Source organism: Roseburia sp. AF20-18LB (assembly GCF_003461185.1).
In the GTDB taxonomy this organism is placed as follows: domain Bacteria; phylum Bacillota; class Clostridia; order Lachnospirales; family Lachnospiraceae; genus Roseburia_C; species Roseburia_C amylophila.
Genome location: NZ_QTWP01000001.1, coordinates 841,420 through 865,349, shown reverse-complemented (window position 1 = coordinate 865,349; position 23,930 = coordinate 841,420). Strand labels below are relative to the sequence as shown.

At 41.1% G+C, this 23,930-nt stretch carries 19 protein-coding genes; 16 read left to right on the top strand and 3 right to left on the bottom strand.

Annotated elements, in window-relative coordinates:
* Nucleotides 1–169 precede the first annotated feature (169 nt).
* Nucleotides 170–1,156 carry a helix-turn-helix transcriptional regulator gene (locus DWX65_RS04145; RefSeq protein ID WP_117947732.1) on the top strand — a complete coding sequence of 329 codons (987 nt, stop codon included), beginning with the start codon at nucleotides 170–172 and terminating at the stop codon, nucleotides 1,154–1,156.
* Between the two features lie 15 nt (nucleotides 1,157–1,171).
* The gene (locus DWX65_RS04140) at nucleotides 1,172–1,576 is read left to right on the top strand and encodes a hypothetical protein (RefSeq protein WP_022243589.1); all 405 of its coding nucleotides are present in this window, start codon (nucleotides 1,172–1,174) and stop codon (nucleotides 1,574–1,576) included.
* Nucleotides 1,577–1,675: 99 nt separating this feature from the next.
* Here the strand turns inward: DWX65_RS04140 and DWX65_RS04135 are convergent, their stop codons facing one another.
* On the bottom strand, nucleotides 1,676–3,286 hold the full coding sequence (locus tag DWX65_RS04135; RefSeq protein WP_118172853.1) for a CTP synthase: 1,611 nt from the start codon (nucleotides 3,284–3,286) through the stop codon (nucleotides 1,676–1,678).
* Nucleotides 3,287–3,537: 251 nt separating this feature from the next.
* Between DWX65_RS04135 and ftsH the strand changes: the two genes are divergently transcribed.
* From ftsH to fba, 11 genes are all read left to right on the top strand, one after another.
* Nucleotides 3,538–5,502, top strand: a complete 1,965-nt coding sequence (ftsH, locus tag DWX65_RS04130; RefSeq protein ID WP_118172852.1) for an ATP-dependent zinc metalloprotease FtsH — start codon at nucleotides 3,538–3,540, stop codon at nucleotides 5,500–5,502.
* Entirely contained in the window at nucleotides 5,492–7,366 is a 1,875-nt protein-coding gene (gene uvrC, locus DWX65_RS04125; protein WP_242997795.1) for an excinuclease ABC subunit UvrC, read from the top strand. The genes ftsH and uvrC overlap by 11 nt, the downstream gene beginning before the upstream one ends.
* Before the next feature lie 20 nt (nucleotides 7,367–7,386).
* Nucleotides 7,387–8,682 carry a methyl-accepting chemotaxis protein gene (locus DWX65_RS04120; protein WP_117696659.1) on the top strand — a complete coding sequence of 432 codons (1,296 nt, stop codon included), beginning with the start codon at nucleotides 7,387–7,389 and terminating at the stop codon, nucleotides 8,680–8,682.
* Between the two features lie 45 nt (nucleotides 8,683–8,727).
* Nucleotides 8,728–9,669 (top strand): HPr(Ser) kinase/phosphatase, encoded by a 942-nt coding sequence (gene hprK / locus DWX65_RS04115; RefSeq protein WP_022243584.1) that lies wholly within the window; start codon nucleotides 8,728–8,730, stop codon nucleotides 9,667–9,669.
* 16 nt (nucleotides 9,670–9,685) lie between these two features.
* A complete protein-coding gene (locus tag DWX65_RS04110; protein ID WP_118172850.1) occupies nucleotides 9,686–11,077 on the top strand; it encodes an aminopeptidase in 1,392 nt (463 codons plus the stop codon).
* 27 nt (nucleotides 11,078–11,104) lie between these two features.
* Complete coding sequence (gene murB, locus DWX65_RS04105) at nucleotides 11,105–12,016, top strand: UDP-N-acetylmuramate dehydrogenase (protein ID WP_118172849.1); 912 nt, start codon at nucleotides 11,105–11,107, stop codon at nucleotides 12,014–12,016.
* Nucleotides 12,013–12,885, top strand: a complete 873-nt coding sequence (gene rapZ, locus DWX65_RS04100; RefSeq protein ID WP_118057105.1) for an RNase adapter RapZ — start codon at nucleotides 12,013–12,015, stop codon at nucleotides 12,883–12,885. The genes murB and rapZ overlap by 4 nt, the downstream gene beginning before the upstream one ends.
* Before the next feature lie 13 nt (nucleotides 12,886–12,898).
* On the top strand, nucleotides 12,899–13,816 hold the full coding sequence (whiA, locus tag DWX65_RS04095; RefSeq protein ID WP_022243580.1) for a DNA-binding protein WhiA: 918 nt from the start codon (nucleotides 12,899–12,901) through the stop codon (nucleotides 13,814–13,816).
* Between the two features lie 21 nt (nucleotides 13,817–13,837).
* Nucleotides 13,838–14,092: an HPr family phosphocarrier protein gene (locus DWX65_RS04090; protein ID WP_118172848.1), complete on the top strand. Its 255-nt coding sequence runs from the start codon at nucleotides 13,838–13,840 to the stop codon at nucleotides 14,090–14,092.
* 25 nt (nucleotides 14,093–14,117) lie between these two features.
* Nucleotides 14,118–15,026 carry a diacylglycerol/lipid kinase family protein gene (locus DWX65_RS04085; RefSeq protein WP_118172847.1) on the top strand — a complete coding sequence of 303 codons (909 nt, stop codon included), beginning with the start codon at nucleotides 14,118–14,120 and terminating at the stop codon, nucleotides 15,024–15,026.
* A 70-nt stretch (nucleotides 15,027–15,096) separates the two neighbouring features.
* Entirely contained in the window at nucleotides 15,097–15,963 is an 867-nt protein-coding gene (fba, locus tag DWX65_RS04080) for a class II fructose-1,6-bisphosphate aldolase (protein ID WP_118172846.1), read from the top strand.
* A 49-nt stretch (nucleotides 15,964–16,012) separates the two neighbouring features.
* Here fba and DWX65_RS15740 read toward each other — a convergent pair whose 3' ends face one another.
* Complete coding sequence (locus DWX65_RS15740; protein ID WP_242997805.1) at nucleotides 16,013–16,294, bottom strand: DUF4368 domain-containing protein; 282 nt, start codon at nucleotides 16,292–16,294, stop codon at nucleotides 16,013–16,015.
* 435 nt (nucleotides 16,295–16,729) lie between these two features.
* Between DWX65_RS15740 and DWX65_RS04070 the strand changes: the two genes are divergently transcribed.
* From DWX65_RS04070 to DWX65_RS04060, 3 genes are all read left to right on the top strand, one after another.
* Entirely contained in the window at nucleotides 16,730–18,850 is a 2,121-nt protein-coding gene (locus DWX65_RS04070; protein WP_117842224.1) for a glutamine synthetase III family protein, read from the top strand.
* Nucleotides 18,851–19,095: 245 nt separating this feature from the next.
* Nucleotides 19,096–19,434 (top strand): P-II family nitrogen regulator, encoded by a 339-nt coding sequence (locus tag DWX65_RS04065; RefSeq protein ID WP_022243575.1) that lies wholly within the window; start codon nucleotides 19,096–19,098, stop codon nucleotides 19,432–19,434.
* Between the two features lie 169 nt (nucleotides 19,435–19,603).
* The gene (locus DWX65_RS04060) at nucleotides 19,604–20,800 is read left to right on the top strand and encodes an ammonium transporter (protein WP_117842248.1); all 1,197 of its coding nucleotides are present in this window, start codon (nucleotides 19,604–19,606) and stop codon (nucleotides 20,798–20,800) included.
* Between the two features lie 187 nt (nucleotides 20,801–20,987).
* On the opposite strand, the gene DWX65_RS04055 is transcribed toward DWX65_RS04060, so the two are convergent.
* A complete protein-coding gene (locus DWX65_RS04055; RefSeq protein ID WP_117842225.1) occupies nucleotides 20,988–23,804 on the bottom strand; it encodes a transglycosylase domain-containing protein in 2,817 nt (938 codons plus the stop codon).
* Between the last annotated feature and the right edge of the window lie 126 nt (nucleotides 23,805–23,930).

Below are 23,930 nucleotides of genomic sequence, written 5' to 3'. Positions count from 1 at the left end.
CTCTTGGTAATTCAATCTTTATTTATGCATATTATAACATGAATTGGAATGGGTGACAATTCCTTTTTTACAGTAAAATGAAAAACATAATTTAGGCGAGTGACGAGAAAATGTCAGAAAATTTGAAAAACAGGTATCACAAAGTTTTGCCCTATGCTATACTAGAACTATGGGAAAAACGGAGCATCAGAAACTGAAAATATTATATATATTAGAACTGCTGTATGAACAGACGGATGAGAAGCATGCTGTCAGGATGAGGGATATTATAGCATATCTGAATCAGAAAGGTATTTCGGCAGAACGTAAAAGTATTTATCGGGATTTGGAGATGCTGCAGGACTTTGGCGTGGATATTTTAAGGGAACAGGAGTACCGAGGCGGATATTATATCGGAAGCCGTGATTTTGAACTGGCAGAATTGAAACTTTTGGTGGATGCGGTGCAGTCATCGAAGTTCATTACACAGAAGAAATCAAGAGAGCTGATACATAAGTTGGAGAAGCTGGTCAGCGTCTATGAGGCAAAACAGCTTCAGCGTCAGGTAGTGGTAACCAACCGGAATAAGACCATTAATGAGAATATTTATTATAACATTGATATGATTTACAACGGAATTTCCGGAGATGTAAAAATCCGTTTCCAGTATTTTTCGTGGAATATCGAAAAAGAAATGGAGCTTCGACGGGACGGAGCATTTTACGAGGTGAGTCCGCTGGTGCTTTCCTGGGATGATGAGAATTATTATCTCATAGCATATGATGAGGAAGATAGGATTATCAAGCATTTCCGCGTGGATAAGATGCTTAAGATTTCACTGACCAGAAAGAAACGGGAAGGTCTTAAGCAGTTTGAAACCTTTGATATTGCATCTTATTCAAAGAAAACTTTTGGTATGTTTGCCGGTGAGGAAGAAACGGTGACACTGCTTTGTGAAAATGATATGATTGGCGTGGTGATCGACCGGTTTGGGCAGGAAGTAAATGTCAGAAAAGCAGATGATATGCATTTTAGAGCAAGACTTCATGTGGCAGTCAGCGGACAGTTTTATGGCTGGCTTTGTGGTCTTGGAGAAAAGGTTGAGATTATTGAGCCGGCAGAGATGAGAGAAAACTATGTGACATATCTTCAGAGGATACAGAATAAATACAGTTAGCAGGTGATGGGAAGAATGGAGACAGAAGTTAAGTATTGTAAGATGTGCAGAAAGGCATTGCCGCCTTTGTCAGACAGGGAATACTGTTATGCCTGTGAGGAACTGCTTCTTTTTGATAAAGTGCGGGAATTTGTACGAAATAATGATGTAAATGAATATCAGGTGGCAGAGTATTTTGATATTCCGGTACGGATGGTAAAGCAGTGGATTAAAGAGGGAAGAATTGAATATAAAGAAAAGGATAAAGCAGGTATTATGTCGAATTATTGTTCCCGGTGCGGACAGCCGGTTTCCTTTGGAACACTTTGCCCACAGTGTCTGCGTCTTTTAAATGGAGAAAAGGCCAGAATGATTGGTTTCTCAAAACCGGAAGAAGGGGAAGAGGGCGAGATGCGTTTCTTAGACGGAGAAAGAAAGTAAGCAGTACTGCTTTGATTTTTGGTTATATTTGTAAAACAGAAACAGCCTGTGATTTTCATGATGTATCATGAAAATCACAGGCTGTTTTTAAAATAAAGTCTATTTCTGCTTTCTGATTTCAGTTGCTGCTTTAATAAAGCCTTTGAATAAAGGATGTGGACGGTTTGGTCTGGATTTTAATTCCGGATGGGCCTGGGTTGCAACGAACCAAGGGTGTCCAGGAATTTCTACCATTTCTACGATACGTCCATCTGGAGAAAGACCACACAGCTTCATACCGTTTTCGGTAAGAATGTTACGGTAATCATTGTTCACTTCGTATCTGTGACGATGTCTTTCGTGGATGGTTTCTTCTCCGTAAACCTGATAAGCAAGGGAATCAGTATCCAGAACACATGGGTAAGAACCGAGACGTAAGGTTCCACCGATGTCTTCAATGCCATCCTGATCCGGCATCAGTGCAATAACAGGATGTGTGGTATTCGGGTCTAATTCAATACTGTGGGCATCATTGAGCTTGCAGACGTGTCTTGCATATTCAATGATAGCAACCTGCATACCAAGACAAAGTCCTAAGTATGGAATTTTATGTTCTCTTGCATATTTTGCAGCAGTAATCATTCCTTCTACACCACGGTCACCGAAACCACCCGGTACAATAATTCCGTCAGAATTACCAAGAATTTCTTCTGCATTTTCATCATTTAATAATTCGGAATCTACCCAGTTTAAATTAACGGTTGCACGCTCGGCAATTCCACCATGTTTTAATGCTTCTACAACAGAGATATAAGCATCATGAAGCTGTGTATATTTTCCTACTAAGGAGATATTTACTTCCTGAATCGGATTGCGTAATGCTTCAACCATATCGGTCCAGTCTTTTAAATCCGGCTCCGGACATGGAAGATGAAGAGAATCGCAGGCAACCTTTGCCAGATTTTCTTTTTCCATGGCAAGTGGCGCTTCGTAGAGATATTCTACGTCCAGATTCTGCAGCACATGGTCATTTGGCACATTACAGAATAAAGCAATTTTATCTTTTAAGCCCTGGTCTAAAGGATGCTCGGAACGGCATACGATAATATCCGGCTGGATACCCATTCCCTGTAATTCCTTTACACTGGACTGTGTCGGTTTGGTCTTTAATTCACCGGATGCCTTGATATAAGGAATCAGTGTTACATGAATCAGAATTGCATTTTCATGTCCGACTTCATGCTGGAACTGTCTGATGGACTCTAAGAAAGGCTGGCTTTCAATATCTCCAACAGTACCACCTACTTCAATGATGGCAATATGGGTATCATTGGAAGTAAAGTTACGGTAGAATCGGCTCTTGATTTCATTGGTAATATGTGGAATTACCTGAACAGTACCTCCACCAAAGTCTCCACGGCGTTCTTTCTGAAGTACAGACCAGTAAACCTTTCCGGTAGTAACGTTAGAATTCTTGGTAAGACTTTCGTCAATGAAACGTTCATAATGGCCTAAATCCAGGTCGGTTTCTGCTCCATCATCGGTAACGAAAACTTCACCGTGCTGGATTGGGTTCATGGTACCCGGGTCAATATTGATATACGGGTCAAATTTCTGCATAGTAACCTTGTAGCCTCTGGCTTTTAACAGACGGCCAAGTGATGCAGCAGTAATGCCTTTTCCGAGACCGGAAACAACTCCACCGGTGACAAAGACGTATTTTACAGGCATGGTAGTTCCTCCTTAAATGTGTGTATATGGTTAAAACTTAGATAGACCGACAGTGAATGCGCCGTCGGTCTCATTTTTTCTCAAACTTAGTCTATTATACAACGACAGTAAAAATAAATCCACAAAAATTTATAAAATATTTAGAAAAGAAAGGAAAACTTAACAGAGTTATTATTGATTTATCCGGGCAGATTACATATAATAAGAACTATATTTTGGGAGAGTTTCGAGAATCATATACGGAGGATACAATGGATAACCTGTTTAATAATGGAAATAATAATCAGAATGGTGGAAATAATAACCAGAATAATGGGAATAATAATCAGAACGGCGATAAAAAGGGCGGTAATGGCCAGATGATACTGGCATTTGTTATCATTACTCTTGTGACGCTGTTCTTTATGAGTCTTTTAAACCGTTGCAGTGCAGATATGACTTCCCAGCGGATTACCTATACGGAATTTGTCCAGATGGTAAAGGATGACAAGGTAGAAAAGGTCGAAGTAGGTGCAAACCAGTATAATATCACACCAAAGTCAGATGATAAGACGTTGGTAAAGATGACCTATTATACCGGATTTATTAAAGATGAAAATTTATTAAATCTCTTAAATAAACACAAGGTAGAAATTGACGGATATATTCCGAATAATACATCGACATGGGTGTTTAATATTTTAAGTATTGTATTGCCTTTGATTATTATCTGGATTATTTTTGGCGCAGTCATGAAGAAGGCCGGCGGCGGAATGATGGGAGTCGGCAAGAGCAATGCCAAAGTATATGTAGAAAAGACAACCGGTGTAACCTTTAAGGATGTTGCCGGACAGGATGAAGCAAAAGAATCTTTACAGGAAGTGGTAGATTTCCTGCATAATCCGAAAAAATACCGTGAAATCGGAGCAAAACTTCCGAAGGGAGCATTGCTTGTAGGACCACCTGGAACCGGTAAAACGCTGCTTGCCAAGGCAGTTGCCGGAGAAGCAAATGTTCCGTTCTTCTCACTGGCCGGTTCTGACTTTGTAGAGATGTTTGTAGGTGTCGGTGCATCCCGGGTAAGAGATTTGTTTAAGGATGCCCAGAAACAGGCGCCATGTATCATATTTATTGATGAGATTGATGCCATCGGCAAGAGCCGTGACAGCAGATTCGGCGGTGGAAATGACGAGCGTGAGCAGACCTTAAACCAGCTGCTGGCAGAGATGGATGGATTTGATACTTCAAAGGGACTTTTGGTTCTGGCAGCAACAAACCGTCCGGAAGTACTGGATAAAGCGTTACTTCGCCCAGGCCGGTTTGACCGTAGAATTATTGTAGACAAACCGGATTTGAAGGGTCGTCTTGAGACGCTGAAGGTACACTCCAAAGATGTGCATATGGATGAATCCGTAGATTTGGAAGCAATTGCTCTGGCAAGTGCAGGACTGGTTGGATCCGATCTTGCAAATATGATTAATGAAGCTGCTATTAATGCAGTAAAACATAACCGTAAATTTGTAAATCAGAGTGATTTGTTTGAAGCCTTTGAAATCGTGGCAGTTGGTGGAAAAGAGAAGAAAGACCGTGCCATGAGTAATCATGAGAAGAAGATTGTTTCTTATCATGAAGTAGGTCATGCAATGGTTACTGCATTACAGAAGAATACAGAACCGGTACAGAAAATTACTATCGTACCAAGAACCATGGGGGCATTGGGATACACCTTGCAGACACCGGAAGAAGAGAAATTTCTTGAGACCAAGGATGAATTAATTGCCAAGATAACGACTTATATGGCAGGCCGTGCAGCAGAAGAACTGGTATTCCATTCTGCAACCAGTGGAGCAGCAAATGATATTGAAAATGCGACCAAGATTGCAAGGGCAATGATTACACAGTTTGGTATGTCAGATAAATTTGGCATGATGAGTTTGGCTTCTGTAGATAATGCATATCTGGATGGTGCAGCACATTTGAATTGCGGCGATGAGACAGCGGCACAGATTGATGAAGAAGTCCGTACCATGATTCATAACTGCTATCAGGAGGCATATCAGCTCTTAGAAGAGAATCGCGAGGTATTAGACCATATTGCGGATTATTTATATGAACATGAAACCATTACGGGTAAAGAATTTATGAAGATATTCCGTGAGTTAAAAGGGCTGCCGGATCCGGATGAGGAAAAGAAGGAAGAAGAGGACCAAAAAGAAGAGAACGGGAATGACGTTTAATATTAAAGAAGAATTAAAGAAGCTTCCGAATCAGCCGGGGGTCTATATCATGCATGATGCCAGTGATGCCATTATCTATGTAGGTAAGGCAGTAAGCCTTCGAAACCGGGTACGTCAGTATTTTCAGGCGTGTCATGACGAAGGAATCAAGAAAGACCAGATGGTAAAGAAGATTACCCGGTTTGAATATATTATCACTGATTCGGAATTAGAAGCACTGGTATTGGAATGCAATTTAATAAAAGAGTACAGACCGAAGTATAATACCATGCTCCGGGATGATAAGACTTATCCCTATATAAAGGTGACTCTGGGGGAAGAATTCCCCAGGGTTCTCTTTTGCCGTCAGCTGAAAAAAGACAAATCCAGATATTTTGGTCCATATACCAGTGCCGGTGCGGTGAAAGATACGATAGATTTGTTGAAAAAAATTTATCATTTAAGAACCTGCAACCGGGTATTGCCAAGAGATATTGGAAAAGAACGTCCGTGCCTTAATTACCATATTCATCAGTGTCAGGCACCCTGTCAGGGTTATATTTCCAAAGAGGAGTACCGGGAGAAAATCAATCAGGCAGTAGATTTCTTAAATGGCAATTATCAGCCGGTTTTAAAAGAATTAGAAGAGCGGATGATGCAGGCATCGGAAAATATGGATTTTGAGAGGGCAATTGAGTACCGGGAACTTTTAAACAGTGTAAAACAGGTGGCACAGAAGCAGAAAATCACCAGTTCCGACGGAGAGGATAAAGATATAATAGCTCTTGCAGCCGATGACCGGGATGCGGTAGTTCAGGTATTCTTTATCCGGAGTGGCAGGCTTATAGGAAGAGAACACTTTTATGTAACTATTGCCAATGAAGACAGTAAGGAACAGATACTGACGACATTTTTAAAGCAGTTCTATTCCGGAACACCATATATCCCGAAGGAAATCATGCTGCAATATGCAGTGGAGGATGCAGCAGTTATTGAAGACTGGCTGACTAAGAAGCGTGGTCAGAAGGTAGTACTCCGGGTACCGCAGAAAGGAATGAAGGAAAAACTGGTGGAGCTGGCAGAGAAAAATGCCGCACTGGTATTGTCCCAGGACAGGGAAAAGCTAAAACGTGAAGAAGGCAGGACAATCGGTGCAATGAAAGAAATTGCATCCTGGCTGGATTTAGAAAAGTTAGAACGCGTGGAAGCCTATGATATTTCCAATATCAATGGATTTGAAACGGTAGGTTCCATGGTGGTTTATGAAAAGGGAAAACCACAGCGTAGTGATTACCGGAAATTTAAGTTAAGAACTATCACGGGACCGGATGATTATGCATCCATGCACGAGGTTCTGACCCGCAGATTTACCCATGGACAGGAAGAAAGGAAAATTTTACAAAAAAAAGGGCTGGATGACCAATATGGGGGATTTACAAAGTTCCCGGATTTGATTATGATGGATGGTGGAAGAGGTCAGGTAAATATTGCTCTTCAGGTGCTGGATGAACTGCATCTTTCCATACCGGTCTGTGGAATGGTAAAAGATGATCATCACAGGACGAGAGGATTATATTATCAGAATATAGAGATACCGATAGACACTTCCGGTGAAGGATTTCATTTGATTACAAGAATACAGGATGAAGCACATCGGTTTGCTATAGAATATCATCGTTCTTTACGAAGTAAGGAACAGGTGCATTCTGTGCTGGATGATATCCCGGGAATCGGGCCGGCACGAAGAAAGGCGCTGATGAGAAGGTTCCAGTCCTTAGACGCAATTCGCAGTGCATCCATAGAAGAATTGTCTGGGACAGAAGCGATGAACGAAAAAGCAGCGGAAGAAGTATTCCGCTTTTTCCACAGGGGAGAGGAAAAATAAAAAGAAAAAGGAGAATCACTATGACCAAAGAAGAAAAATTCAAAAACAAAAGTATCAAGAAAAAAGTTAATGATGCATTTAACATGATATTCAGGCTGTATTTTGCAACAGTAGCACTAGCCAGTCTGGGATTGATTCTGCTGGCAGTGGTGCCGGATGCGTTCCGTATTCCGGTTCTGGTTATCTGCATTGTGATTATGCTGACAATTGTAGTAGTAAGTGTTACTTTAACCGGCCGGGAATCCAAGTGGTTAATTTATTATATTGTAAAACCAATCCGGGAATTAGAAGATGTAGCAGAGCATCTTTCCCATGGAGAATTGCATGAGAAAGTAACTTATCAGTCTGAAGATGAAATCGGAGAACTGGCAAACCGGTTCCGTAATATGGAAGATACTTTACAGAAAATTGTTGGCGATTTACAGAATATTTTAAAAGAATTTGCACAGGGTAATTATACCGTACGTTCTTCATGCAAAGAAGCATATGTGGGAGAATTTGAAACGGTGATGGAAGAACTGGTAAGCACCATCCAGAACGTAAGCAGTACATTATGCCTGATTAAGGAATCTTCTAATCAGGTAGCCGCCGGTTCTGAACAGCTTGCAATCAGCTCCCAGGATCTGGCAAAGGGTGCAACAGACCAGTCTATTGCAGTAGATAATCTGGTGGAGAATGTTTCAAAGGTTACAGAACAGGTTGTTGCAAACAGCAAGTCAACAGATATTGTACATGACCGTGCAAAGAGCGTAGGAATGGAAGCAAATGTCAGCCAGAACAAGATGCGGGAACTTATGGAGGCAATGGAACGTATCTCGACAACATCCAAAGAGCTGGAAAGAGTTATTACTGAAATTGATGGTATTGCAAGCCAGACCAACCTTCTTTCCCTGAATGCATCCATTGAGGCTGCAAGAGCCGGAGAAGCAGGAAAGGGATTTGCAGTTGTTGCGGAGCAGATTCGTATGCTGGCTGAAAGCAGTGCAGAATCTGCAGAGACATCCAAGCATTTACTGGAGACAAACCAGGTAGAAGTAGAACATGGAAACGAAGTAACACAGCAGACATCGGAATCATTAAATAAGGTTATTACAGAACTGGATGCTATTATTACAGAAGTTGCTAATATCAGAATTGCATCTGACCGCCAGGCAGTGTCAGTAAAAGAAATTGAAGATGGTGTAAAACAGATTGATGATGTTATTCAGACCAATTCTGCAGCATCCCAGGAGGCATCAGCAACCAGTGAAGAATTGTCTGCAGAGGCAACTTCTTTAGATGAACTGGTAGAGCGTTTCAAATTATTAGAACAGTAAAGAATTATAAAAATACAGGGGCGAAGATAAGGAAGGAGTCATGCCGTGGAAGGTGTAGGAATTGAGAAAATCGTAAAAAAACTGCAGTTAAAGAAATATATTGAGGATATGGAATTAAAGGGACACCGCATCAGACTTGCGGATGTAAATCGTCCGGCGTTACAGCTGAGCGGATATTTTGAACATTTCGAGCAGTCCCGTGTACAGATTATCGGTATGGTAGAATATACATACCTGCAGCATTTGAATGATTCAGAAAAGGACAGCATTTACAGCCGGTTCTTAAAATATGATATACCATGTGTTATTTTCTGCAGGGATTTACAGCCGGATGACCTGTTCTTACAGAGGGCAAAGGAAAATAATGTTCCGGTATTCGGAACAGGCAGAAGCACATCAGAATTCATGGCGGAGCTGATTTATCTTTTGAGTGAAGAGCTTGCTCCGTGTATTACCATCCATGGTGTGCTGGTAGACGTTTACGGTGAGGGACTTCTGATTACCGGTGAAAGCGGAATCGGTAAGAGTGAAGCAGCACTGGAACTGATTAAGCGAGGACATCGTCTGGTAACAGATGATGTGGTAGAAATCCGTAAAATTAATGAGCATACCTTAACCGGCACATCACCGGATATCACCAGATACTTCATTGAGTTAAGAGGTATCGGAATCATTGATGTAAAGACTTTGTTCGGTGTTGAGTGTGTAAAAGAGAAACAGAATATCGACCTTGTAATTAAACTGGAAGACTGGAAGAAGGATAATGAGTATGACCGCCTTGGTCTTGAGGAAGAATATACAGAGTTACTTGGAAATAAAGTAGTATGTCATTCCCTTCCAATCCGTCCAGGCCGAAATCTGGCAGTTATCTGCGAGGCTGCAGCCGTTAACCACAGACAGAAGAAGATGGGTTACAATGCAGCTCAGGAATTGTATCGTCGTGTACAGGCAAATCTGAACAAGAAGGACGACGAGGAAGAAGAGTAAAAGGAGATTCATTCATATGGAACGAGAAGTAGCATGGAATCATTACAGTGAAGAAGAGAAGAAGAAAGTTTTTGAATTTGCAGAAGAGTATCGTAAATTTATATCAGCATGTAAGACAGAAAGAGAATGTGTACGCACTTTTGTAGAGCGGGCAGAGGCAGCAGGATATCTTGATATAAAGAAAGTGATTGCAGAAGGAATAAAACTGGAATCCGGTGCAAGAGTGTATGCAGATAATAATGGAAAAGCACTTGCTATGTTCATTGTAGGAAAGAAACCAATGGAAGAGGGCATGCGGATTCTCGGCGCACATGTGGATTCTCCGAGAATGGATTTAAAACAGAATCCATTCTATGAAGATACCGGGCTTGCTATGTTAGATACCCATTATTATGGTGGTGTGAAGAAATACCAGTGGGTAACACTTCCGCTGGCATTGCATGGTGTAGTGGCAAAGAAAGACGGAAGTGTAGTAGAGGTAAATATTGGAGATAAGCCGGGAGATCCGGTATTTGGTGTCAGTGATTTACTGATTCATCTTGCCGGTGAGCAGATGGAAAAGAAAGCAGCAAAGGTTATTGAAGGAGAAAACTTAGACCTTCTGATTGGAAGTATTCCGCTTGCAGGTGAAGAAAAAGAAAATGCCAAGGATACGGTAAAAGAAAATATCCTTGGAATCTTAAAAGAGGAATATGGAATTGAGGAAGAAGATTTCCTGTCCGCAGAGATTGAAGTAGTACCAGCCGGAGAAGCAAGAGATTATGGACTTGACCGGAGCATGATTATGGGGTACGGACATGATGACAGAGTCTGTGCGTATCCATCCTTTGAGGCAATGCTGGCAAAAAATGAAACACCGGAATATACCAGTGTATGTCTCCTGGTAGATAAAGAAGAAATCGGCAGCGTGGGAGCAACCGGGATGCAGTCGAGATTTTTTGAAAATATGACAGCAGAAGTGATGGCAGCAGCAGGACAGTATACAGAACTTGCACTGCGTCGTGCATTGCAGAATTCCCATGTATTATCCTCTGATGTCAGTGCGGCATTTGACCCCAATTATCCGTCCGTTATGGATAAGAAAAATGCAGCATATTTTGGAAAAGGAATGGTATTTAATAAATATACCGGTTCCAGAGGAAAGTCAGGTTCTAATGATGCCAGTGCAGAATATGTTGGAAAATTGCGTGCAGTGATGGACGATGGTAATGTATTTTATCAGACTGCAGAATTAGGTAAAGTAGACCAGGGTGGCGGCGGAACCATCGCGTATATTCTGGCAAATTATGGAATGCAGGTAATTGACAGTGGTGTGGCAGTTTTAAATATGCATGCACCATGGGAGATTATCAGTAAAGCAGATTTATATGAAGCATATAAAGGATATGTAGTATTTTTGGCTTCATAGAGAAATAAAAAATGGGAGAAGCAAATTGTGAGAGAAGACTGGATAGAAGCCATTAAGACAATTGTAGATGAAAGCAGAATACGCTTGCAGGAGCCGATGAGCCGTCATACCACATTCCGGATTGGGGGCATGGCAGAGATTTTTCTGATGCCGACCATCAAAGAGGCAGTGGATGTCATCACATTGTGCAGAGCAAAGAAGATTCCGTATACGATTATTGGAAACGGAAGCAATCTTCTGGTGGGCGATAAGGGAATTCCCGGAGTGGTCATTGAATTTGGCGCAAATGCATCTTCCATTGAAGTAAAGGAAAATATGATTCATGCCGAAGCGGGAGCATTGCTGTCGAAGGTTGCACACAAGGCACTGGAAGCATCCTTAGGCGGCATGGAATTTGCAGCAGGAATTCCGGGAAGCATCGGAGGTGCAGTTGTGATGAACGCCGGTGCTTATGGCGGAGAGATGAAGGATATTTTAGTATCTGCGGATCTTTTGACCAAAGATGGTGAAGTGGTAGAAGTTCCGGTAGAAGAGATTTCCTTAAGTTACAGACACAGCCGTGTTATGGAGACCGGGGAAGTAGTGCTGGGTGTAACGTTAAAATTAGTATCCGGAGAAAAAGAGAAAATTGAAGCTGTCATGCAGGAACTCCGCCAGAAACGGCAGGAGAAGCAGCCGTTGGAATTCCCAAGTGCAGGAAGTACCTTTAAGCGGCCGGAAGGCTATTTTGCCGGAAAGCTGATTATGGATGCCGGGTTAAGAGGCTATCGTGTGGGAGATGCCCAGGTATCTGAGAAACATTGCGGCTTTGTTATAAACCGTGGGCAGGCAACTGCAGCAGAAGTGGAAGAGCTGATGCGCAGGGTGCAGGAGAAAGTAGAACAGGAGTTTCAGGTAAGACTGGAGCCGGAAGTAAGAAGGTTAGGAGAATTTTCATGAAACTGGTAATTCTGACAGGAATGTCCGGGGCGGGAAAGAGTACAGCACTTAAGATGATGGAGGATATCGGATTTTATTGTGTCGATAATCTGCCGATTCCGCTGATTGAAAAGTTTATAGAGTTGGCAGATTTAAGAAATACCGAGCTTCAGAAGGTTGCTGTGGGTGTGGATATCCGAAGCGGACAGGCATTGGAAGATTTGCAGGATATTCTTGACCACCTGAGAGGTGAAGGAAAAGAATTTGATGTACTGTTTTTGGATGCAGAGGATGGTGTGCTGGTAAAACGTTATAAAGAAACCAGAAGAAGTCATCCACTGGCAGGAAGCGATCGTGTCGATAAAGGCATCGAAGAAGAAAGAAGAAGATTGGAATTCTTAAAGAAACAGGCAAATTACATTATAGATACCAGTCATCTTCTGACCAGAGAATTAAAAACAGAATTAAATAAAATATTTGTAGAGAATCAGGAGTTTAAGAATTTATTTATCACAATTTTATCCTTTGGATTCAAGTATGGAATTCCGGCAGATGCAGATCTGGTGTTTGATGTACGTTTTCTGCCAAATCCGTATTATGTGGAAGGATTACGCCAAAAGAATGGCAATGATAAAGAAATTCAGGATTTTGTGATGCAATATAAGGAAGCCCACGTATTTCTGGATAAATTAGAAGATATGATAAAATTTCTGATACCGAATTACATAACAGAGGGGAAGAGCCAGCTGGTAATTGCCATTGGCTGTACCGGAGGCAAGCATCGTTCCGTAACCCTTGCCAATGAATTGTTTAAACGGTTGGAGAAACAGAAACAGTTTGGAATTAAGATAGAGCATCGTGACATTGAAAAGGATACGATGCGGCACTAGATGGAGATATGAGATGTCTTTTTCGGGAGAAGTAAAGGCGGAACTGGAGAAGCATATAAGTAAAAGCAGACACTGCCAGTTAGCAGAACTTGCAGCAATTATAAGTTTTTCCGGAAGAATGATATTGACGGGAGCAGATCCCAGATTGGAAATTGCAACAGAACATGCCGGATTGGCAAAAAAGTGCTATACGCTTTTGAAGCGGGCATTTGACATCAGTGCAGAGTTATCTGAACAGAATCCGGGTGTGTTATATATAGAAGAACAGGATGCCATGCGCAGGGTATTAATGGCACTTAAATTTTTGGAAGAGGACGGTTCACTGCATCCGTTCCGACAGGCAGTAAATGGAATGTTGCTGCAGAAGTCCTGCTGTAGAAGGACGTTTGTAAGAGGAGCATTTCTGGCTTCGGGTTCCATGAGTGACCCGCATAAATCCTATCATTTTGAAATTGTATGTGCAACGCCACAACAGGCAGAACAGCTCAGGACGGTAATCAGTGACTTTGGCATGGATGCGAAAGTGGTGGAACGTAAGAAGCACCATGTGGTATACTTAAAAGAAGGTGCACAGATTGTGGATATGTTAAATATCATGGAAGCACATGTGGCACTGATGAACCTTGAAAATGTACGCATTTTGAAAGAGATGCGTAACAGTGTAAACCGGCAGGTAAATTGTGAAACTGCCAATATTAATAAGACAGTGAATGCTGCAGTAAAGCAGATTGAAGATATTAAGTTTATCCAGGAAAAGGGACGACTGCAGGAATTGCCGGATAATCTTTACGAGATGGCACAGGTACGTTTGGAGCACCCGGAAGCGCCTCTTAAGGAACTGGGGGCATACTTAAATCCACCGGTGGGAAAATCCGGTGTGAATCACAGGTTAAGAAAGATAAGTGAAATTGCTGAAAACATGAGAGTATGAAAAGAATGAGGAGGAATACATATGATGAAAAAAGAGGTGACCATTAAATTTGTCAATGGTGTCGAAGCAAGTCCCATTGCATTGCTTGTTCAGACTGCAAATCGTTTTTCCAGCAGTATTTATATTGAATCCGGAGATAAAAAAGTAAATGTGAAGAGCATTATGGGTATGATGTCACTGGCAATGAATTATGAGGATATGGTAACAGTTGTTACTGAGGGTAAGGACGAGAAGGAAGCCTTGGATACATTGGAACAGTTCCTGTCTGAGGGCTAGAAGGAAAAGAGAGGTTATGTAAAAAATGAAAAAGAAATTACTTTTTATATTTAATCCACATTCCGGCAAGGGACTGATTAAGAATAAACTGTTAGAAATTGTAGACATTATGGTAAAGGCAGATTATGAAGTAACCATATATCCGACACAGAGCAAAGGGGATGCGCAGAACCATGTCAGAGAAGAAGCGAAGAATTATGATCTGATTGTCTGTAGTGGTGGAGACGGTACTTTGGATGAAGCAGTCAGCGGAATGATGGAAAGTGAAGAAAAGACACTGCTTGGCTATATTCCGGCAGGAAGTACCAACGACTTTGCCAATTCTTTAAGAATACCTAAAAGCATGCTAAAGGCAGCAAATGTAGCGGTAAAGGGAAGACGGTTTCCGGTAGATATAGGATATTTTAATGGAGATTCATTCGTATATGTGGCAGCATTTGGACTGTTTACTGCAGTATCTTATCAGACCAGCCAGCAGTTAAAGAATGTTTTAGGACACGCAGCTTATATTTTAGAAGGAATGAAACAGCTTTTAGACATTCCGGTCTATAAGATGCGGGTAGAATATGATGATGAGGTATTAGAGGACAAATTTATCTATGGTATGATTACCAATTCTATTTCTGTGGGGGGATTTAAGAACCTGACAGGTAAAAATGTACTCCTGGATGACGGTGTTTTTGAGGTGACACTGATTAAAGCACCGAAGAATCCACTGGAGTTAAATGAGATTATTGCAGCATTAACCAGCCGCAAGGATGATACCGACCTGGTATACTCATTTAAGAGCAGCAATATTAAGTTTTATCCGGAAGAAATTATTCCATGGACTTTAGATGGTGAGTTTGGGGGAGACCATAAGGAAGTGGAAATAAGAAATATGCACCAGGCTTTGGAGATTATGGTCAAGAATAAAGAAACATCTGTAAAATGATTGTTATATTTTTAACTTTATTTTTGGGAAAAGCCATGGTACAATGAAAAAAAACAATGGAGGAATCAAAATGTTAGTATCAGCAACAGAAATGTTAAAAAAAGCAAAAGCTGGTCATTATGCAGTAGGCCAGTTCAATATCAACAACCTTGAGTGGACAAAATCAATACTGTTAACTGCAGAAGAATTAAAATCCCCTGTAATTCTTGGTGTATCTGAAGGTGCAGGAAAATATATGACAGGTTTTAAGACCGTTGCAGCTATGGTAAAAGCTATGGATGAAGAACTTGGAATCACAGTTCCTGTAGCACTTCACTTAGATCATGGAACATACAAAGGATGTTATAAATGTATCAAAGCTGGATTTACATCTATCATGTTTGATGGTTCTCATTATCCATTTGAAGAGAACCTTGCTAAGTCTACAGAGCTTGTAAATGTAGCTCATCAGCTTGGACTTTCTATCGAGTGTGAGGTTGGTTCCATCGGTGGAGAAGAAGACGGAGTAGTTGGAATGGGCGAGTGCGCAGATCCTAACGAGTGTAAGACAATCGCTGATCTTGGTGTAGATATGCTTGCAGCAGGTATCGGTAATATCCACGGAAAATATCCGGCAAACTGGAAAGGACTTTCTTTCGAAACTCTGGATGCTATCCAGCAGAAGACAGGAACTATGCCATTAGTACTTCACGGTGGTACAGGAATTCCTGCAGATATGATTAAGAAAGCTATCTCTCTTGGCGTATCTAAGATTAATGTAAATACAGAGTGTCAGTTATCTTTCGCAGATGCTACACGTAAATATATTGAAGCTGGTAAGGACTTAGAGGGCAAAGGATTTGACCCACGTAAATTATTAGCTCCGGGTGCAGAAGCAATCAAAGCTACTGTAAAAGAAAAAATGGAATTATTTGGTTCTGTTGGAAAAGCAGAATAAGAATGATTTTTATAAGGGCCGCCCATTAGAGGGTGCAAGTAAGGGATTTTTATCCTTTGAAAAATTGGCATAGTTTCGGAGAAATCCGGCTATGCCATTTTTTTCTTTTGCTTGCAGGAAGATTAACTGCACCAATGCAGTTGTAGATAATTTGGATTTCCTGCTGTCTGCGACCATTCATTTTCTCTGCTTTGAATACAATAATCTTGTCATCGAATTCTCGTATAATCTCAGCATTTAATTCTGTAAATTCAGCATATTTCTTTACTAATGATAAGAAGTACTGTGCATTGAGGTTTTCTTCCTTAGCCTTTGATAAGAATAATTTCAGTTCAGAGACTCTTTATATTCTTTCTTGCCTGAAATGCTGGAAACCACGGAATGTGTACATTAAAAAGTACAGAAGAGGGCACGGAAAAAGTAGTTGCAGATGAGAATGGGTATGCAGTACCGCCTGGCAGCAACTGATTTCGAAACCGGCGATTGATAAAATCGACAAAAAATGTATATTATTTTGCACAAATTTGTAGAATGTATCAAAAATAAAAAAAATATAAACTTTGACTTGATTTTTTAGAAAGTTTCATGTATTTTAGATATAGCAGATGAAATGTGCGTGACGAACAAGGGTGTTCCAAAGGAATTGGAATGCCCTTTTTTCTATATCTGGGGAATTACCGGAGGAGAGAAGTCATACATTGATTGCAGAAAATAAAAATCATATTTCTCAGGGGATTTATGGTGAGAGGCAGAAAGGATGTATAGTATGAGTGAGACAGAATATTTCAATGTAGCAGATATTTTCGGCGAGAACGTATTCAATGATGCAGTAATGCAGGAACGTCTTCCGAAAAAGACCTACAAAAAGTTAAGAGAAGTAATCGAAGAGGGAAAAGAATTAGACCTTGAGACAGCAGACGTAGTGGCACATGAGATGAAAGAGTGGGCAATCGAAAAAGGAGCTACCCATTATACACACTGGTTCCAGCCATTAACAGGGGTAACTGCTGAGAAACATGATTCCTTTATTACAGCACCAATGCCAAACGGTAAAGTTTTGATGAGCTTTTCAGGTAAGGAATTAATCAAAGGTGAGCCGGATGCATCTTCTTTTCCATCCGGTGGATTAAGAGCAACCTTTGAGGCAAGAGGATATACAGCATGGGATTGTACTTCGCCGGCATTCGTAAGACAGGATGCAGCAGGAGCAACTCTTTGCATTCCTACCGCTTTCTGCTCCTACACAGGAGAAGCATTGGACCAGAAGACACCGTTACTTCGTTCCATGGAAGCAATTAATACCCAGTCTCTCCGGCTTTTAAGATTATTTGGAAATACAACATCTAAGAAAGTAACTCCTTCCGTTGGACCGGAGCAGGAATATTTCATCGTAGACAGAGAAAAATATTTAAAGAGAAAAGATTTAATCTTTACCGGACGTACCTTATTTGGAGCAATGCCTCCAAAAGGACAGGAAATGGATGACCATTACTTCGGAATCATCCGTGAGAGAATTGCAGCATACATGAGAGATGTAAATAAAGAATTATGGAAACTTGGTGTATCTGCAAAGACACAGCATAACGAAGTTGCTCCTGCACAGCATGAGTTAGCTCCAATCTACTCCGAAGCAAACGTAGCAGTAGACCACAACCAGTTAGTAATGGAAACCTTAAAGAAGGTTGCCGGTCGTCATGGCTTACAGTGTCTGCTTCATGAGAAGCCATTTGCAGGTGTCAATGGTTCTGGAAAACATAACAACTGGTCTATCACAACAGATGATGGAATTAACTTATTAGAGCCGGGCAAAACACCTCATGAGAACGTACAGTTCTTATTAGTGCTTACCTGTATCTTAAAAGCAGTAGATAAACATGCAGATCTGCTTCGTGAATCTGCAGCGGACGTTGGAAACGACCACAGATTAGGAGCAAACGAGGCACCGCCAGCAATCGTTTCTATCTATCTTGGAGAACAGTTACAGGATGTATTATCACAGCTTATCTGCACCGGAGAAGCTACACACAGTTTAGCTGGTTCTAAATTAGAGACTGGTGTTAAGACATTGCCTGACTTCATGAAAGATGCAACAGACCGTAACAGAACTTCACCGTTTGCATTTACCGGAAACAAATTCGAGTTCCGTATGGTTGGTTCCCAGGATTCCATCGCACAGCCAAACGTTGTATTGAATACAATTGTAGCAGAAGCATTTTCTGAGGCGTGTGATGAACTGGAAAAAGCAGACGATTTCGATATGGCAGTACATGATCTGATTAAGAAATATGCAACTGAGCATCAGAGAATCGTATTCAACGGAAACGGATACTCTGATGAATGGGTAGAGGAAGCAGAGCGTCGTGGACTTCCAAACATCAAGTCTATGGTAGATGCAATCCCGGCACTGAATACAGAAAAAGCAGTTTCTTTATTCGAGCGTTTTGGTGTATTTACCAAAGCGGAGCTGGATTCCCGTGTAGAAATCGAATATGAGACTTACGCAAAAGAGATTAACATCGAAGCAAAAGCTATGATTGATATTGCAGGAAAACAGATTATCCCGGCAGTTATCAAATATACAACAGAGCTTGCAACTTCTGCAGCAGCTGTAAAATCTGTATGTGATGCAGACATCAGTGTTCAGACAGAGTTACTGGCAGAAGTATCTGACCTCTTATCTGAGACCAAGGTTGCTTTGGCAAAACTGGAAGAAGTAACAGAAAAAGGTGGAACAATGGAAGAGGGAAGAGATCAGGCTGTATATTACAGAGATGTTGTAAAAACAACAATGGATGCATTAAGAGCTCCGGTTGACAAGTTAGAGATGCTTGTTGACAAAGATATATGGCCAATGCCATCTTATGGAGATTTAATCTTCGAAGTATAAAAAAGAACTTTAATTGCAGGGCATTCTCCTTAGAACAGACGGAAAAAGAGGCATAAAAGGGAGGATGCCAGGCAACTTAAGTTACCTGGCAGATTATGAAAAAGAATATTTAAAGTTATGTTTTTCTTTTGCTTATGACTATACTATATCAGCCTAATTTGAAAAAAGCGTGTTGATAAAGTGAATCATCTTTGAATGCCAGGTGAATAAATTGTGAACAATAATAAGAAGGAGGACGAGATGATATGAAAAAGCTGGAAATTATTATTAAACCGGAAAAGCTTGAAGACTTGAAAGCAGTCTTAGAAAGCAGTGAAGTCAATGGTTTAAACATTGTAAATAGCATGGGATATGGTAATCAGAAGGGTATTATCAAGAATTACCGTGGAGCATCTTATAATGTAACATTACTTCCGAAAATCAAAGTAGAGACCGTTGTCTCAGATGAAGTTGCACCAGGATTAATTGATAAGGTAGTAGATGAGATTAATACCGGTAACTTTGGTGATGGTAAAATCTTTGTGTATGATGTAGAAGATGCCGTTCGTATCCGTACCGGTGAACATGGTGACAAAGCATTATAAAAGATGCAAAGAGGAGTAAGGCGCAGATAGGAAACTGTCTTGTGGATATTGAAAAATGAATATCGCAAATAAATATTATCGAAGGAGATAAGCAGACAAGGAGAGAGCCTTGTTTGATATCTCTATTTTTTTTACTTTAATATTTATTTTGGTAAAGGAGGAAATGATTATGGATATGAGTGTTTGGTTCCTGATGGGAGCAGCGTTAGTATTTTTTATGCAATGTGGATTTGCAATGGTAGAGGCTGGTTTTACCAGATCCAAAAATACAGGTAATATTACAATGAAGAACCTGATGGACTTCTGTATTGGTACCGTTGCATTTTATTTATTAGGATATAATATTCTTTGTGGTGATGGAAAATTTGTAGGATGGGGTTTAAATCCATTGAAGAATTTTGGAACAACAGACTGGTCCAATTTCGTATTTAACCTGGTATTCTGTGCAACAGCTGCAACAATTGTATCTGGAGCAATGGCAGAGCGTACCAAATTCATTACATATTGTATTTACAGTTTTGTAATCAGCCTGATTGTATATCCGGTAGAAGCACACTGGGTATGGGGCGGAACTCCATGGCTTACAGACCTTGGATTTACAGATTTCGCAGGTTCTGCATGTATTCATATGGTAGGTGGAATTACCGCATTTATTGGAGCCGCTTTATTAGGACCTCGTATTGGTAAATATGACAAAGATGGCAAATCAAGACCTATTATGGGTCACAACATTTTAATTGGTGCGTTAGGAGTATTTATTCTCTGGTTTGGCTGGTATGGATTTAATGGTGCAGCAGCAACTGATACCTTACAGCTTTCGCAGATTTTTGCAACAACAACCATTGCACCGGCAGCAGCAACTGTTACAGCAATGATTTATACCTGGATTAAGAATGGTAAACCGGATGTGTCCATGTCCTTAAATGGTTCCCTGGCAGGTCTGGTAGCAATTACAGCAGGATGTGCAAATGTTGATGCAGTAGGAGCATTCATTATCGGTGGTTTAGCTGGTATCCTTTGTACCATGTCAGTATACTTTGTAGAAGACAAATTAAAAGTAGATGATCCGGTTGGTGCTGTATCCGTACACGGTGTCTGTGGTCTTTTTGGAACATTGATGGTAGGTCTTTTCGATTATACAGATGGTCTTTTCTATGGTGGAGGAATTCATCATCTGGCTATTCAGGCACTTGGTGTCGTATGTATCGCAGGCTGGGTAATTGTAACCATGAGCATTATATTTATCGTATTAAAGAAGACAATTGGTCTTAGAGTATCAAAAGAAGAAGAGTTAGAAGGTCTGGATTCTACTGAGCATGGCTTAGAGTCAGCTTACCCGGATTTTGTAACAAGAGAACTTCACTAATCATGTACTAATCTAATTGTGATTAGGTTAGTAATTATCTAATCCCCTTAGTAGTATATACATCAACAACGAAAGTCCTGGCGTATGTCAGGGCTTTTGTTGTTGTCTGTGCCCGGCATCAGATAGAAAAAATAGAAGCTGCCTTTGGCAGCTTCTATAGGTGTCTGATTATAGAATAATGATTTGGTTAATTCGTAGTGTTTCCATCAGAGCCGGTACCGGAACTTCCACCGCCGGTTCCTGTACCACCACCGGTTCCTGTACTGCCGCCGGTTCCTGTACCACCACCGGTTCCTGTACCACCACCGGTTCCTGTATTGCCGCCGGTTCCTGTACCACCATTGGTTCCGGTATCACCACCGGTATTTGTACTGGTTCCGGTATTACCATGATCTGGTGTAGTATTATCCCCACCACCGGTAAGACTTCCACTGGTTGGATTAGAGGTATCTGTTGTATTAGTAGATGGGGTGGAAGGCTGTGTAACGGAACTTGAAGTGTGTACGTTACAGGTGCTGTTGGATAATTCATCTGTCATAAGATATGGAGAATCATCCGTACCTTCAGAACCGCCAACGATATAGATACCAGTCTGTCTTGTTTCTTCCGGACAATATTCATTTGCAAGCATTCCGGAGGAAGTACAGATTGTTGCACTGACATGATGGTCACATACTTCTGTTGGAACTGTGCCGGTTGCAAAATATTCTGTTTCAACCATGCTGCCACGCGGATCACAGTCACATAAACCTTCTACGGCAAGTTTCCCGGATTTCTTACATACGACAGCAGAAGTAATTCCGCTTGGCATAGTAAAGTCTTTATATTCCAGATTTTCATGAACACGGGACATAACTGCTTTCCAGATTAACTTTGGATATCTGGTGCTGGAAAGTTCGCTGTTATCATCATATCCGCCCCATACACCACAGGTATAATATGGTGTGTATCCTACGAAAAGAGCATCGCGGTCAGAGGTTGTAGTACCTGTTTTACCGGCAATCGGCATAGAACCGAAGTTAACGATTGTACCGGTACCGGAGGTAACAACATCTTCCATGGCATTGGTTAAGAGCCATGCAGTGGTGTCCTTTAATACAGTATGGGTCTGCGGAGTATTGTCAATTAAAACATTTCCGTCATGGTCTAAAATCTTGGTATAGAATCTTGGTTTGGTATAAGTACCGCCATTTGCAACGGTCGCATAGGCGGCAGTTAATTCTAAGTTGGTAACACCTTTATAGATACCTCCAAGGCAGAGAGCCTGATTATTATCGTGTTCAGCATCTAAGGTGGTAAATCCGAAGCTCTGTAAGTAACTGTAACCTAAATCGGTACTGATATCAGTGAGGGTCTTAACGGTTACAATATTGATGGAGTGGCAGATTGCTTCTCTTAAAGTAGTAAATCCACGATACTGGTCATCGTAGTTACGAAGAGAACGTCCATTGGTATAAGAATAAGGAGCATCATCTTCTACAGAGGCTAAGGTCATTCCACCACTGTCAAGAGCAGGTGCATAAGCAGCTAAAATCTTGAAGGTGGAACCCGGCTGTCTGGTGGTATCAGAAGCCCGGTTTAAGGTTTTGTTTGCGGTTTTATCACCACGGCCACCAACTAATGCTTTCACTTCACCGGTAGCCTGATCCATCAGCGTAAGGGAAGCCTGTGGCTGAATCGTAAAGGTAACGGATTCGCCGCTGCCCGGGATGGTATCTCCCTCTTCCATAATATCTGCTTTATACTGGTCAATGGCAGCCTGGGCATCTTCTTTGGAACTGAAGTTGATGTTGTAGCTGTTATTACCGGTTTTTTCACGATAGTAGGTGAGCATGGTCTGTTCACTGTAATTCTGCAGTGTACCATCGGCTTTCTGGATGGAAAGACGATAGGAGAAAGAATATTCCACCTGACCGTTGTAGTTATCTAAGTTATTGACTTCCTCATCACAAATCTGCTGGAGATTAGCATTCTGGGTGGAGTAAATGGTAAGACCACCACCATAGAGTGCATTGAAAGCCTGTGTCTCGGTATAACCTAATTCATTGATTAAGTCATCCATTACCTGGTCGGTAAGGGTATCCACAAAGTAGGAGTTGACATTTGCAGTAGAAGAAGTGCTGTTATCTACAATCTGAATACGGTCGTAGACATTATCTGCTAATGCTTCGTCGTGTTCTTCCTGCGAAATATAACCCTGGTCTAACATATTGTCTAAGACATCTTTACGACGGGATGCGTTGTTGTCCGGGTTAGTAATCGGATTATACTTTGTCGGACTCTTGGTAATCGCTGCAATTACTGCACACTCAGAAAGTGTTAAGTCAGATACATCTTTGTTAAAATATCGTTTGGATGCAGCCTGGACACCAAGGGTATTCTGACCAAGGTTAATGGTGTTTAAGTAATTTTCCAGAATCCAGTTCTTGGATTCTCTTTTTTCAAGCTGTACAGCCAGATACTGTTCCTGTATTTTACGCTCAAACTTGTCAGCCATACTGTCTTCGCTTGTCCAGTCAGTGAAAACGTTGTTTTTCAGAAGCTGCTGTGTAATTGTGCTGGCTCCCTGATTAAAATGAAAACCGGATGCAATGCCTTTGAAGCCGGCACGGATGATTCCTTTGATATCAATTCCGTTGTGATCGTAAAAACGTTCATCTTCGATGGCTACGAATGCATGTTGAAGATTAATCGGCATCTTATCAATGGTTACCGGGTCACGATTTGTACCGGAAGTAACCAGAGTGGCAATTTCATTACCCTCATCGTCAAGAACGGTAGAGAGCTGTCCGGTAGGACTTGCATCAATATCATCTATATCTGGTGCAGAATCAATGATTCCTTTGAAGATTCCGATTCCTGCACAAATACCGACGACAGCTACTAAGAAAAAGCAGATCAGTAGAGTCTTGCAGAAAATTACGGAAAACTTCTTACGGACCATAGTACCTTTGGAAGTGAGCTCTTTTTCCTTCCTGGCGGTACTCTTCTTTCCATAATTCATAATGTGCCTCCTTTGGATTAATAACATTATTTTCTTATTATAGCAAAAAGATACCATATAATAAAGAAAAAAGTAAAAACGCAAGGTTTTGATAAGAAATTCTTAAGGTTTCCTTGCAGGAAAAAT